Origin of the sequence: Pseudaminobacter salicylatoxidans (assembly GCF_003148475.1) — a bacterium.
Lineage (GTDB): Bacteria > Pseudomonadota > Alphaproteobacteria > Rhizobiales > Rhizobiaceae > Pseudaminobacter > Pseudaminobacter salicylatoxidans.
This window is the reverse complement of the sequence record NZ_QGGG01000024.1, coordinates 26,999-38,995: the sequence shown is the minus strand read 5'-3', so window position 1 is coordinate 38,995 and position 11,997 is coordinate 26,999. Positions and strand designations below refer to the sequence as shown.

At 59.2% G+C, this 11,997-nt stretch carries 15 protein-coding genes; 5 read left to right on the top strand and 10 right to left on the bottom strand.

The window, feature by feature from the left end; genetic code table 11:
* Positions 1–339: 339 nt before the first annotated feature.
* From C7441_RS22425 to C7441_RS22400, 6 genes are all read right to left on the bottom strand, one after another.
* Entirely contained in the window at positions 340–708 is a 369-nt protein-coding gene (locus C7441_RS22425) for a hypothetical protein (protein ID WP_109614774.1), read from the bottom strand.
* A gap of 2 nt (positions 709–710) precedes the next feature.
* Positions 711–1,184: a hypothetical protein gene (locus C7441_RS22420; RefSeq protein WP_109614773.1), complete on the bottom strand. Its 474-nt coding sequence runs from the start codon at positions 1,182–1,184 to the stop codon at positions 711–713.
* Between the two features lie 190 nt (positions 1,185–1,374).
* Positions 1,375–1,806 carry a type II toxin-antitoxin system VapC family toxin gene (locus C7441_RS22415; RefSeq protein ID WP_109614772.1) on the bottom strand — a complete coding sequence of 144 codons (432 nt, stop codon included), beginning with the start codon at positions 1,804–1,806 and terminating at the stop codon, positions 1,375–1,377.
* Positions 1,806–2,045, bottom strand: a complete 240-nt coding sequence (locus C7441_RS22410; protein WP_109614771.1) for a type II toxin-antitoxin system VapB family antitoxin — start codon at positions 2,043–2,045, stop codon at positions 1,806–1,808. The genes C7441_RS22415 and C7441_RS22410 overlap by 1 nt, the downstream gene beginning before the upstream one ends.
* 128 nt (positions 2,046–2,173) lie before the next feature.
* Positions 2,174–2,575 carry a hypothetical protein gene (locus C7441_RS22405; RefSeq protein ID WP_170125233.1) on the bottom strand — a complete coding sequence of 134 codons (402 nt, stop codon included), beginning with the start codon at positions 2,573–2,575 and terminating at the stop codon, positions 2,174–2,176.
* A 75-nt stretch (positions 2,576–2,650) separates the two neighbouring features.
* Positions 2,651–4,576: a ParB/RepB/Spo0J family partition protein gene (locus C7441_RS22400; RefSeq protein WP_109614785.1), complete on the bottom strand. Its 1,926-nt coding sequence runs from the start codon at positions 4,574–4,576 to the stop codon at positions 2,651–2,653.
* 573 nt (positions 4,577–5,149) lie between these two features.
* On the opposite strand from C7441_RS22400, the gene C7441_RS22395 reads away from it, so the two are divergent.
* Positions 5,150–5,401 (top strand): hypothetical protein, encoded by a 252-nt coding sequence (locus tag C7441_RS22395; RefSeq protein WP_109614769.1) that lies wholly within the window; start codon positions 5,150–5,152, stop codon positions 5,399–5,401.
* A 10-nt stretch (positions 5,402–5,411) separates the two neighbouring features.
* A complete protein-coding gene (locus C7441_RS22390) occupies positions 5,412–6,305 on the top strand; it encodes an AbiJ-NTD4 domain-containing protein (RefSeq protein ID WP_210205694.1) in 894 nt (297 codons plus the stop codon).
* Between the two features lie 238 nt (positions 6,306–6,543).
* On the opposite strand, the gene C7441_RS22385 is transcribed toward C7441_RS22390, so the two are convergent.
* From C7441_RS22385 to C7441_RS22370, 4 genes are all read right to left on the bottom strand, one after another.
* The gene (locus C7441_RS22385; protein WP_146201552.1) at positions 6,544–7,047 is read right to left on the bottom strand and encodes a thermonuclease family protein; all 504 of its coding nucleotides are present in this window, start codon (positions 7,045–7,047) and stop codon (positions 6,544–6,546) included.
* Between the two features lie 21 nt (positions 7,048–7,068).
* On the bottom strand, positions 7,069–7,578 hold the full coding sequence (locus tag C7441_RS22380; protein ID WP_210205693.1) for an RrF2 family transcriptional regulator: 510 nt from the start codon (positions 7,576–7,578) through the stop codon (positions 7,069–7,071).
* Positions 7,579–7,597: 19 nt separating this feature from the next.
* Positions 7,598–8,950 carry a plasmid replication protein RepC gene (repC, locus tag C7441_RS22375; protein ID WP_109614765.1) on the bottom strand — a complete coding sequence of 451 codons (1,353 nt, stop codon included), beginning with the start codon at positions 8,948–8,950 and terminating at the stop codon, positions 7,598–7,600.
* Between the two features lie 806 nt (positions 8,951–9,756).
* The gene (locus C7441_RS22370) at positions 9,757–10,101 is read right to left on the bottom strand and encodes a MarR family transcriptional regulator (RefSeq protein ID WP_109614764.1); all 345 of its coding nucleotides are present in this window, start codon (positions 10,099–10,101) and stop codon (positions 9,757–9,759) included.
* A 250-nt stretch (positions 10,102–10,351) separates the two neighbouring features.
* Between C7441_RS22370 and trbB the strand changes: the two genes are divergently transcribed.
* The 3 genes from trbB to C7441_RS22355 are packed head-to-tail and all read left to right on the top strand — an operon-like array spanning position 10,352 to position 11,994.
* Positions 10,352–11,344, top strand: a complete 993-nt coding sequence (trbB, locus tag C7441_RS22365) for a P-type conjugative transfer ATPase TrbB (RefSeq protein ID WP_280523580.1) — start codon at positions 10,352–10,354, stop codon at positions 11,342–11,344.
* Entirely contained in the window at positions 11,334–11,702 is a 369-nt protein-coding gene (locus C7441_RS22360; protein ID WP_109614763.1) for a TrbC/VirB2 family protein, read from the top strand. The genes trbB and C7441_RS22360 overlap by 11 nt, the downstream gene beginning before the upstream one ends.
* A complete protein-coding gene (locus C7441_RS22355; RefSeq protein ID WP_109614762.1) occupies positions 11,695–11,994 on the top strand; it encodes a conjugal transfer protein TrbD in 300 nt (99 codons plus the stop codon). Before C7441_RS22360 ends, C7441_RS22355 begins: the two co-directional genes overlap by 8 nt.
* The last annotated feature ends 3 nt before the right edge of the window (positions 11,995–11,997 follow it).

Sequence of the window (11,997 nt, the reverse complement as noted above, 5' to 3'; positions counted from 1 at the left end):
CTTTTCCCGCGAAGCGGCTTTCCTGCCCGAAGGGGCAGGAGCCCCGCTCCTGCTCCCGAGCTCGTGCGGAACAGCGGGGGAGAGGGGGGCAAGCCGACAAACGGGCAGGGGGGACCACCCACCCCGAAGGGGCGCGCATGCGGATCCGCGTCAGCAAGATCCGCGGCGCGTCCTGCACCGAATGGATGGGGGCCGGTCTCGGCCGGCGCCAGGGAGTGAGGGAAGGATGGGGGATGCCGGTTTTCGGCTTGCAGGGGAGAGGGGGCAGCGACCCTCTTTCCCCTCTAAAGGATCAAAAAGAGGCCGCCCTGGGCGGCCACCTTGACAATCAGTTTCAGCTCAAGATGCGGGTTCGAATCCGACTGTTGCAAGCACCCGATCAACCGCCTTGCGGGCCGCAATCATCTTGGCCTCCGCCTTCACCCAAGGCGCGGCAAGGTCGCCAAAACGCTCGTTGATCCGGAACAGTTCGCGCATGCAATACTGTTTCTCGCTTTTGTCTGCGCCTGCAAGGGTCAAGCTGGATAACTTGTTCAGCATTGCCTCTCGCTGGCCCTCAAGGGCCTCAAACTCACGGATGAGACGAGTATATGGCCGCTCGGCCTTGTGGTAGGCGCGCATGACAAGAATTGCACGCAACCGCGTTATGACACCGGGGCGGCGGCGAACACGGAACCGCTCGCCTTCAAATTCGATGATTTCGGACATGCTCAATAGGTGGTCTGGTTGATATAGACTGTCGTTTGCTGCGCAGTGCCAGCGAAGGGTCGGAACCTCACCCCGGAATCTTTGAACACTGCATAGAAGGCGATCACTGGCGGCATGATCGCCAGCAGAGGGCCAAGGAAATAGAGCAGGGTGAATTGCAGGCTGGTTCCGGCCAAAGCCCAAACAAATCCGGCATGCCAGATGCTCTTGACGACGATGTAGAGTGCGAGGATGCCAGCGACTGCGATCATCGCTTCCATCGCCCAGGGCCAATCTGCAAGATGATCCGTCTCGGTGTCGAGATAGATGGCACCGTGAAAAAGCGCGGCGATCAGGCTGAGGCCGAACAGCCTGCGGGTCGTGAAAAACCTGTATCCCGCATATTTGGAAGAATAGTGCTGAAAGGTCATCAGGGCGAACAGGCAAGCGCCGATGACGCCGAGGCCATAGGCGAGTGTCCAAAATAGCTGTTCCATTTGCCTTCCTCTCGCTCGGTGCTGCGCTTCTGCTCCATCTTGGAAGTCTCAAGCTGCATCACGACTATAGGGCGAAAATTGGCTGCAAGCTATTCTGGCGCCTGCATTTTCGGGAATGCTGATCCTTTGGCGTGAGGAAACCCCGCGTGAACGCGGCGGGGTTCGGGAACCGGTGAAAGACCTGCCGCTATCAAGCCAGATCGGTTTCGGTGAAATCGTCGCCCTTGTAGGCGAGCCGCAACCGATACGCCTTGGCGCAGGCATAGGCGAAGCAATCGCCCATGTTGAGCTTGGCCGGATGATTGACGATCTTGCCATAGCGCTGCGCCGCATCGAGGGCCTTGTTGCCCACGTCGCCGCTGATCATGGTTTCACGAGCTGCGAGATCGACGGCGAACTGATCGACCAGGCGACGGGCCTTCTCGAACATTTCCGGTGTCGCGGGCTTGTCCTTGCCGGTGGCCTCGGCCAGCCGCCGTGTCAGAGAAAGCGTGGCTTCCATACGAACGATGGCCGACATGAAGAACGGGCCTCCGTCCTGCTCTAATCGGTCCATCTGCTCGGTGCCATCCGGCTCCTGGGCGAGAATGGCGACGACAACCGACGCATCAACAAACAGCATCAGTCCTCGCCCCACATTTCATCGGTTTCGGCTTTGTGATCTCCCGGCGCGAAAGGGCCGATGGCCCGCGCCATTTCAAGAGACTTGGCAAGTCGCTTGCGCATGGGCAGACTGGCCCTGCGCTGTGCGATCTCATGGATGAGCGCGGCCTTGACAGCCTCGACCTTCGTGGAGTTCGTCAATCCGACAAGTTCCTCGGTGAGTTTGTCCACCTCGGGGTCTTTGATGTAGAGCGGCATAGCAGCATATCCTTTCAAGGATATTATAATATCCTCTTTTACATATCCTCGCAATGTAAAACCCCGCCCGACACGGGCGAGGCTGAGGCGGGAAGGGGAGCTTGAGGGGAGGGGGCGCGGGCCTCCCCTCAATCGGGAGCCACGGCCCTTGCCATTTCGATGAAATTCACCGGCAAGCCAAACGCCTCGATGGCGACGGCCAAGGCGTCCTGAACGTCTTCCCACCTGACCTGCTCGGGATTGTCCACGTAAGCGAGGATGAGCTTGCGGCACGCCAGCGCCGCAAGCCTCGGGCTGGGGGTATGGGCAAGGGTCGTTTCTGCGCTGAACAGCGAGCGCGGCCAGTCAGCCAGAGAATAATCGGCAAGCCATGACGGGCCGTGCGAGTTGCGCAGCGCTTGCAGGATTCCGGTCGTCCGTGCGTTCATCCAGTCGGTGTTGAGTTCGTCTTTCCAGTCCGCGCCATGGGCAAGCGCGTATTCGAGCACGGCGGCATGTTCTTCGTTTGTGAGGGGGCGAAGGTCTGACATTGGTTCTCTCATTCCGAGGCTGAAAAGGGGACCGGCCGCGCCGGAGAAAGCGCGGCCGGGGGGAATGACGGCTGGTTATTCAGCCGCCACGGGGAACGGGTGGATTTCGGCGCTCTCGGCCTCGTCCGGGGTGGCCGGGGGAATGCGGATATGGGCGGGGAGCCATCCGCTATCCTTGACGGCCTTTTCGGCGTAGGCGGCGGCTTCGGCCTTTTTCATCGCGGAAACACCGCTGGCGAAATCAGCGCCGCGAACCTCGGCAACTGCGGCCTCGATGCTCTGCCGGTTCAGATGGCTGAAATAGCTCTCGGCGGTCGGCGTGAAATAATCGCGCATATCGACGTTGAGGGCCTGCCCGATCTGGTCGGCATGGATAAAAGCCTTCTTTCTGTCGCCGGTATATTTCGCTTCTACGGCGTTGACGGTGTGAGCGGCGGCAAAGGCCAGCAGGTTCAGCAGTTCCTCGCGGGACTGGTCGAGGCACCATTCCCAAAGATCGGCGGGGTTGCCGGTGATCTTGTGGCCGTAGTTCTCCTTGATGCTCTCCCACGCTGCCAGCGCCCGGTTGTCGTCGGGGCGCTTCATCGATCCCTCAAGCCGCTCATGGGTCAAGCTGATCTGCAGGGCGCTTTGCTCGGACACAAGCCCGGAACCATAGGCCACGCGCAGCAGCATGGCATGAACCACGGCGACAAGAGCGATATCGGGGTTGTTCGCCAGTTCGACGCGCAGCGCTGCGGTTTTCTGTGCGGTCAAATCCTCGATCAGAGTAGCCGAATGGGTGAGCTTGGCTCCCTTCGATGCCGTTTCCCCGGTGGCCTCGATGTCATCGCCTTCACCCTCGCCGGGCTCACCCTGGGCGTCCCGGTCCTCGTCCCGGACCAATCCGCGATGGATGGCCAGCCGCCCGTGATAATCGAGGGTCAGGATCGCTCCGGACTTTGCCAAGTTCTCGGCCTGATAGGTTTCCTCGGCGTCCCGCAAGGCGTCGATCTGCTTTTCCACCTCGGCAAGCCGGGGTTCGGCGTCCTCGTCAGCAGCTCCCGCCTCGATCAACTCGGCAAGGCTGTCGTATTCTTCGGAAAGCTGGTCGAGCTTTGCCTGATCGGCCTCGCTCAATTCCACCTTCTGCGGATACACGCGGCCCAACTGATAAAGATTATCGGGCTGCTTGGCGGCAAACTCCACCCATTTCCAGCCCTCCGCCTTTACCGGCTCGGCCAGAGATTCCAGCTTGGCCAGCACCAGCGTTTCCAGCAAGCCGGAGTCACATGCATAGCCGCCCGCCTCAGTGAACAGGTCGCGGCGAACCGGGCCTCCCGCTGCTTCGTAGGCGGCAAGACCACCAATGAAGGCAACGCGCTTATCGGTTCCGGGCACTTCCTCGGCGGTCAGTTGGCGCTTGATCGTGTGAGCGCTGCGATCCCAAGATTGCAACCCGTTCCACACTTCCTCCTGTCGGGCGTGGTCATCGCTGATAGTGAAGGCGGCAAGCTGCTCGAAGCTCAGTTCCTCGGCACGATATGCGGCCATGAGAACGGGCGAGACCTTCGCCAACGCGAGGCGGCGGTTGACGATGATTTCGGTCGTGCCAAAGCGGGCGGCTATGTCGGCAACAGGTTTTCCCTGATCGGCCATCGCCTTGAACGCCTCGAACTGGTCGGCCGGGTGCATGGCCTCGTGCAGGTTCTCGGTCAAGCTGATCGCCGTAGCGTCCTCGGCCTCTCGCTCCCTGCATTCAACGGGAAAGTCCTTCGCGATCTCGCCCGCCTCGGCAAGCAACAGCAGAGCGGCGCGGCGGCGACCGCCAGCCGTCACGAAATAGCGACCCTTCTTGTCACCTTTCCTCACGACGATGTTCTGCAACAGCCTGTAGCCGTCTGCTCGGATGGTTGCGGCAAGCTCCTTGATGCCTTCAGCACTATGGGTCTTGCGGACGTTCAGGGGGTCCACGTCCAGCTTGTTCAAGGGGATGGTGATCGTCTCGTTGGTGGTGGTCATGATGGTGTCTCCGATATGCAAGGGTTAAGCGGCGAATGCGATGGCGAGCGTCATGGCGGCGGCCAAGAACGCGGTAAGGCCTGCGGCCTCGAAGATGAGTTTCATGGGGTTTCTCCTTTTCCCGTTTTCCCGCGAAGCGGCTTTCCTGCCCGAAGGGGCAGGAGCCCCGCTCCTGCTCCCGAGCTCGTGCGGAACAGCGGGGGAGAGGGGGGCAAGCCGACAAACGGGCAGGGGGGACCACCCACCCCGAAGGGGCGCGCATGCGGATCCGCGTCAGCAAGATCCGCGGCGCGTCCTGCACCGAATGGATGGGGGCCGGTCTCGGCCGGCGCCAGGGAGTGAGGGAAGGATGGGGGATGCCGGTTTTCGGCTTGCAGGGGAGAGGGGGCAGCGACCCTCTTTCCCCTCTAAAGGATCAAAAAGAGGCCGCCCTGGGCGGCCACAATACCTCGTGGGCTAATCGGCTCGAAGCTGTGAAGACGGCCAACTCGAAGAACCGACCGGAAACCTAAAGTCGAGGCGGTCACAAAATGAAACTCGTGTATATTCGGCTAGAAGCGGGAGGGGAAAGTCATGACATGGGTTTCGGTGATATTGGCCTCGGTAGTTCCGGGCGTGTTGATTGTCGGCTATCTTAATCGCCGGGGAAATCCCCAGGACAAGGCCAAAGGAATTGGGTGGCAGTTCATCCGCTATACGGTGCTCACCATTGCAGTTCCGATTGTTGGAATCCTCGCGCTAAATGGCGCTCTCACCGGAGAGGCGGCAACACTGATCGCCGGCGCAATGGGATATGCCTTCGGCAAAACCCCCAAGGACGAATAAAGGTTGGGCCGTGAACTATTTCAGCGAAAAAGAAGAAGGTGAGCGCCCTCGGGAAAAGGGGGAAATTGGCGAAGGGGCGTGGGGCGGTATTGGGGCACTCATCGCCGCACGAATTGAAGATGGCTCCTTCGGCGCGACTTACCCCAATCCCTGTCCCGATGGTAATGGACCCATTGGCACCGACGCGGATGCCTTTTGGAAGGGAATGCAGGGAGACATTCCCAATTTTCAGGAACTCCCGTTACCGGCCTGGTACGACGCGATTGAAATGCCGAGGACGTTAGATATCCTCGATGCGATCGAATTCTGCTGGCGATGCGTCGGAAAGCCTATGCATGTCGGCTATCACGAGTATTTCAAACACCATCATCTGCGGTTCGATGTTGGAGCCGGCCGCGGCCAGTTTCGAGAGGACATCAACCGAATTCTTCGGCGGAACGGGCTTGCCTACGAACTCAAGGTAGATGGCAGCATCGAACGTCTCGCGCCCCCTGTGTTGAGGGAAGAACTTGAATCGGCACATTTCCGCACAGGAGATTCGGAGTTGAACCGCATGCTGGAAACAGCGCGTCGGAAGTTTCTTGACCCTGACCGTGCGGTGCGCCGAGAATCGCTGGAAACACTATGGGATGCCTGGGAGCGGCTTAAGACCTTGGGTCCAGGACCAGACAAGAAGGCACAGCTCTCCGCTCTCCTCGACGCCACAGCCGAAGCATCCTCCCCGCGACTTCGCGAGGCCTTGGAGAGAGAGGCCAAGGAGCTCACGTGGATAGGCAACAACATGCAAATACGCCACTCGGAAAAAGAGAAAGAGCAGGTCGCAAGGGGCGAACATATTGACTATCTCTTCCATCGGCTTTTCAGCCTGATTCAGGCTCTTCTCCGGATGAACAAGGGGATTTGACCTACGCAATATCGGTCTGCGCGACGGATAGCCCCCGAAGGCCGAGACGATCGACTGGCGGGGGTTGGCTTTCCTGGCATGATGGCGGCTCCGGAGGAGACGCCGGCAGGACTTAGGAATGCCCCCAGGCATGGAATAATCGGCTCGGTAAGCCCTTTCAGGGCGGGGTTAGCCGGGTCGGGCCTTGGCCCGAACGCGCCCGAAAATCTCTGGTATTGCCCAACATAGGGTCGCTCAATCAATCAGCAGCCCGGTAAAAGTTACCGCCGCTTTGGAAATTTGAAGACCAAACACCAGCTTTCTTCTCCCTGGCCTCGGCTTCGATCAGACCATAGCTTTCCTCGATCGGCTCGCCATTTACTCGTTTGGCAATCGCCATGCCCTTTTCCAGGGCAAGCTTTGCGATGTCCTCACCGCTCGGCAAAAAGCACCGGCCATAAAACGTTGCATACTCGGCCGAACCTTCGTCTATGCACTTGATTGCATAGCCCAAAGTGATCTGCGTAAGCCATCCGGCGGCGACGATCCCGCACGGCCAGCCGACGCCGTTGAAAAAGGCCCTCTGCTCCAGATCACAGGTTTCGATTCCATAAAGCCGCACCCACAGGTTCGAACCTTGCAACTGGAACCGGCTGCCATTTGCCACGGAAACGAGCCCGGAACGGGATTGCGCTTCGGCTTGAACAGCTCCGGCCGCGATCAGGATCAACGCCAACGCCCAAATTTTTGGTTTCTGCATCATTGGGAGCCCTTTGATCGGATGCTACGGCATCGCATTCACTTCTGGCTGCCTTGTCATTCCGTCTTTTTTCTCGGGACACGGCCGATTCCGGAATAACGCTGCGCGTTCACGCGCTGCGGCATCCGTTTCGGCGCTTCGCAACTGCGCCATGCTGTAGCCTTCGAAGATGACCATGATTTGCTCCTGCACATGCCGATACATGTTACGCAGCGAGCACCGGCCATTGAGAAAGCACGCACAGTCCGGCGATCTGTCGCATTCCGTGAATTTCCATCCCGCTTCCTGTTCCCCGACGGCGATCACTTCCGACACGCGGACATTCGCCAGGTCGCGAACTGCTTTGACGCCACCGTTGCGGCCTCTAGTCGTGCGGACGAGGTTCGCTTGCGCCAGGTCGTTGATGAGGGTCTGCATGGAAAACGGTGAAATGGAGACGGCAAAGGCCAGCTCGGGCACTGGCACCAGTCGGTCCTCGAGCTGCGCGGCCAGATAGAGCAGGATTTTGATTGCGTTGTCGGAACGCATCGACATTTGCATGGTGGATCTCCGCTTAGTTTCGGTATGTCGGGGTTGACGGCGCGCGGCGTTCTTTTCGCGGCTTCCGCCAATGGAACAGCGAGGCCGGAAGATGAAGCTGGCCGGCCTCCGCCTTCGACAACATCCCGTTCAAATAGGCTCCTGGGTTATCGATCAGTCCATCCTCATGTTTCTCGTAGATCAACGCGACCGCCGCGGCCGCGGTTTGACGGCCAAGCATCCGGCAGGCGGCCGCCCATGTCGAATCCGGGATCTGCAAGCTCGGTTTCGCCACTTTTTCAGCGGCATTAACTATATCGTCCCATGTAACGCGCCCTCGGGAAACTATCCACTGCCCAAATTCCGGGCAAAGCACCATCAGAGTTGGGGGATCGATCGGCCTTGCTTCGATTTTTGTCGGTTGCTCTGGTGTCTCGCCTCGCTCAGGCTTATTTCCTAAGCCCTCTTCGCCGGCAGAGCCGGCGCTGATCAAATCGAGTTGTTCCGCGTTAGCGGAACGCCGCTCTCTTCTGTACAAATCATGGATTTGTCTCTCGGTTGTATTCTGTATGTGCGGCTCACTGGTGAACCCCAAGGGGCTCATATTCATGTCTTTCTGACCCGCTTGCCCTGTGCCTGACGGGGTGGGGCGGGCGGCTTGATCTTCGAATTTGTCAGCGGCCGCGGCATAGGCCGTGCGTGCCCGCTCAAGGATGGCTGCGAGGCGTTCACTTAGATCTTCCAGCCGTTCGGTCGAGCAACGGCCGCGCCGCAGCACGGCAAGCTCGTCCAGCTCGTCGGCGCACTCGCGCCATGGGCCGGGTAGATCGTAGGCGAGGCCGGATTCGATATAGGAGGTCAGCATCTTCCGATCGCGCGTGAATTGCTGTGCCAGGGACCGGGTGTAAGCCTGACGGCGTTCCTGCGCCTCGGCCATCGCCTCGAGGTCCGGAGTCCTGATGCCCAAGGGAGCAAGATCGATCCCGTAACTCCGCTCAACTTCGATCCTGCCGGAATGCGGATTGCGGCGACCGACGCGGCGGCCTGATGGACTATCTTTGAAGGTGATCAGGCCAGTTTCGGCCAGCCGGCGCAAGGTCCGCTTCACTGTAGCCAGGGACGTGTTCAGTTCGTCCATGAGCCGTTGATTGTCCGGCCAGGCCAAGGGGCGGCTGTCTGCTTCCCAATCGCAGTCGCGGGTGAAGCTCAAGAGGCAGTTCATGAGCTGGATCGCCTGGGCATGGAGCCCAAGCAGTGATGATGCTTTGTTGAAGGCAAGGACCGCCCGTTTTTTCTGAACGGCGGTCTGCGTGCCCCATTGTTCGGCAAGGGTGTGCGCATTGTTTATTCCAGGCGTCATCGCCCGGAAACCGGTTGGATTTGACATAGGATCTCCTGTTGCAGGGCAAAGCAGACCCGTTCGCCAAAGCGGCGTTTGTGGTTGACAAATTTTCCGGAGAGACTATCTTCAAGAGCAAGTTTCAGAAGCTGCTCGGGGTTTGGCGACCCTGGGTTTGAAGATAGGCTCCGTCGCTTCGGCTTCGGGGCCTTTATCTTTTCTGGGCTGAGTTCAAACGGTTTCCTTTTATTTGCAGTATTGTGATTTGGGTATTTGTGCCGGATTCGCTCCGGCGCGGCAACCCTGTCCAAGTCGATTAGGAAAATCTGCGGATTGGGATCATCCCAATGTGCGGACCGCATATTTTTTCTGAGGATCGGGACAAAATGAAACTGAGGACCGATCCGCAGGTACGCTAACGGTATTAGCCCCGTCCGCTTACGGGGCAGGCCTCCGTGGCGCGAATCTCTTGCGCCATCGTAAGTCTACTCCGTTTTGGTCATATTCCAGTAACGATGTTCCTAACATCGGCCCTCCCGCGTATCAGACAGGAGGCCAGTGCAATCAAAATCGATCATGTCTCGATCGATTACGCTGGTCTGAAGAAGATGGGCGAGAGCACAGAGAATACGACTGTGGTCCATGCCCAGGCACGTGACGAGGAACGACACTTTGACAGGCAGTGAGTCGTTGGCCGCTCGGGCGAGCGCGAGCGTAACGGCGAGTTGGTCCACAAGTATTGCACGGTCACGCGCTAGATGCGCCGGCCGGAACGTTGACGATTGGTAAAAGCAAAGGTCCCATGGACCTTGAATAATATTGTCTCCGGTCGCCTTAGTCATTGGTTCCTATATTTAATTTCCCTCATTTAGTATTGCATCACGAAATATCTTCAATTCGGGCGTCTCTACGAGGCGAAGTGCAAACGCATGGCCGCGCCCCAAACGATTGTGAATCTGTTCTCTTGTGACCAGGCCGCGCTCGACCAGCCGGGTAACGAGCTTGTGCGTCTGTGAGGCGTTGAGGCCGTAGATCTCGCCAAGTCGCTGAGTGGTCAAAGGCTCCGGCTGATTTTGCAGGGCATTGATCGTCAACAGCACCGCGACTTGCTGCAAGCGAGAGGCGGCTGTTTCCTCCGGAAAGGCGTTTTCTACGATCTGCTTCACGAGATGCCAAATGAGTCGGTTGTGCGATTGCATCCGTTTTAACTTTCACATATAGAAAAGTCCAGCCATCGTTTTGATGGCGGGCTGTTTCTCCTTAGTCGCATTTTTGCGGCTAGGCGATGCTGCGTGTCTGGTGCAACTGTGTCACATACTCTCGGATTCCGTGTAAAAGTCGCTACCCTGAGTCATGTTTCCTCTGTCGCCGGGTTGACACATGCTACTGGCTAACTCAGTAACCGAATTACTGGTTTGCAATAGGACTTGATGGCGAGAGGGTCTTCTTTTGAGCAGGGACGGAGCGAAGGAATCGCGCCGCAGGCTGGAAAACAGTCTTCGCGACGCACTCGGCAAGACGATCCTTGCCGCCCTCGATGACCCCAAGGTTGTCGAGGTCATGCTCAATCCTGACGGCACTCTTTTTATAGAGCGGATTGGTGCTGGCATGGAGCCGGCAGGTGAAATGAGCGCCCATGACGCCGAGGCGGTGATTGGCCGCGTGGCTCACGCGCTCAAAACCGAAGTCGACCAGGACCGGCCGATTATCTCTGGTGAACTGCCCCTGGGTGGCCATCGTTTCGAGGGGCTTTTGCCCCCGGCCGCACCCTCTCCGATGTTCACGATCCGCAAGCGCGCATCGATGCTGATCACGCTCGACCAGTACATGACCGACGGGATCATGAGCGCGGCGCAAATCGCCGTCGTTCGCGAAGCGATTGCAAATCGGTGGAATATCGTGGTGTCGGGCGGCACGGGTACGGGCAAGACGACGCTCACCAACGCGATCATTCGCGAGCTGGTCGACGTGGCCCCGGAGCATCGACTGGTGATCCTTGAGGATACCGCCGAAATCCAATGCTCGGCGTCAAATCACGTCATCCTGCATACAACGGACACGGTGGACATGGGCCGTCTCCTGAAATCGACGATGCGGTTGCGGCCTGACCGTATCATCGTGGGCGAGGTGCGCGATGGCGCGGCCCTGACGCTCTTGAAAGCATGGAATACAGGCCACCCGGGCGGCATTGCGACGGTTCACTCGAACAATGCCTATGCCGCTCTCACTCGCCTCGAGCAGCTTGTCGCGGAAGTCAGCACCCAACCGATGCCCGAAGTCATCGGGGAGGCGGTCGATCTGATCGTTTCCATCGAACGCGCCCCAGGCGGGCGCGTTGTTCGGGAAATCCTCAAGGTCGAGGGGTTCCGCGACGGAAAATACCTCATCACGCCTATCGGCAACCACAAGTCTGAAACACAGGGAAAACTCCATGTCGCGTAAATTGCTGACGCTACTCGGCCTCGTTGCCGCTTCACTGATGATGATCGAACCGGCTCTTGCTGGTGGTGGCGGCGGGCTTCCCTGGGAAGGTCCGCTTGAACAGATCCAGGAATCCATAACCGGGCCGGTCGCCGGCGCCATCGCGCTTGCCGCCGTCGCCATTGCTGGCGGCATGCTGATCTTCGGTGGCGAGCTGAACGATTTCGCCCGCCGTCTGATGTACGTGGTCCTTGTCGCCGGCATCCTGCTCGGCGCAACGCAGATTGTCGGCCTGTTTGGCGCGGGCGGCGCGTCGATCGGCGTTCCGGAGCAAGTGGAAGCCCTCAAGCCGGTCCCTGGGGGACCGGCTAATGGCTGAGCAGGAAAGCCGTTTGGAGAGGGCGCGGATTCACCGCGCCCTGTCCCGGCCAACCCTGCTTTTCGGGGCTGACCGCGAACTGGTGCTGATCACCGGGCTTGCAGCGGTCATCCTCATTTTCGTGGTTCTCACGATGGTATCGGCGGCGCTCGGCTTCGCGATCTGGATCGTGGTCGTCGGCCTTTTGCGCATGATGGCGAAAGCTGATCCGCTGATGCGCAAGGTCTACCTCCGCCACATCAGATACCGCTCGTATTACCGGCCGACTTCCACGCCATGGCGGAAATATTGACCG

What these genes read in the sequence shown, in the direction of transcription:
- C7441_RS22410 (WP_109614771.1), bottom strand. Translation starts at nt 2,045, where the DNA reads ATGCCGCTCTACATCAAAGACCCCGAGGTGGACAAACTCACCGAGGAA.
- repC (WP_109614765.1), bottom strand. Translation starts at nt 8,950, where the DNA reads ATGTCAAATCCAACCGGTTTCCGGGCGATGACGCCTGGAATAAACAAT.
- C7441_RS22420 (WP_109614773.1), bottom strand. Translation starts at nt 1,184, where the DNA reads ATGGAACAGCTATTTTGGACACTCGCCTATGGCCTCGGCGTCATCGGC.
- C7441_RS22395 (WP_109614769.1), top strand. Translation starts at nt 5,150, where the DNA reads ATGACATGGGTTTCGGTGATATTGGCCTCGGTAGTTCCGGGCGTGTTG.
- C7441_RS22405 (WP_170125233.1), bottom strand. Translation starts at nt 2,575, where the DNA reads ATGTCAGACCTTCGCCCCCTCACAAACGAAGAACATGCCGCCGTGCTC.
- C7441_RS22425 (WP_109614774.1), bottom strand. Translation starts at nt 708, where the DNA reads ATGTCCGAAATCATCGAATTTGAAGGCGAGCGGTTCCGTGTTCGCCGC.
- C7441_RS22355 (WP_109614762.1), top strand. Translation starts at nt 11,695, where the DNA reads ATGGCTGAGCAGGAAAGCCGTTTGGAGAGGGCGCGGATTCACCGCGCC.
- C7441_RS22415 (WP_109614772.1), bottom strand. Translation starts at nt 1,806, where the DNA reads ATGCTGTTTGTTGATGCGTCGGTTGTCGTCGCCATTCTCGCCCAGGAG.
- C7441_RS22360 (WP_109614763.1), top strand. Translation starts at nt 11,334, where the DNA reads ATGTCGCGTAAATTGCTGACGCTACTCGGCCTCGTTGCCGCTTCACTG.
- C7441_RS22385 (WP_146201552.1), bottom strand. Translation starts at nt 7,047, where the DNA reads ATGATGCAGAAACCAAAAATTTGGGCGTTGGCGTTGATCCTGATCGCG.
- C7441_RS22380 (WP_210205693.1), bottom strand. Translation starts at nt 7,578, where the DNA reads ATGTCGATGCGTTCCGACAACGCAATCAAAATCCTGCTCTATCTGGCC.
- C7441_RS22370 (WP_109614764.1), bottom strand. Translation starts at nt 10,101, where the DNA reads ATGCAATCGCACAACCGACTCATTTGGCATCTCGTGAAGCAGATCGTA.
- C7441_RS22400 (WP_109614785.1), bottom strand. Translation starts at nt 4,576, where the DNA reads ATGACCACCACCAACGAGACGATCACCATCCCCTTGAACAAGCTGGAC.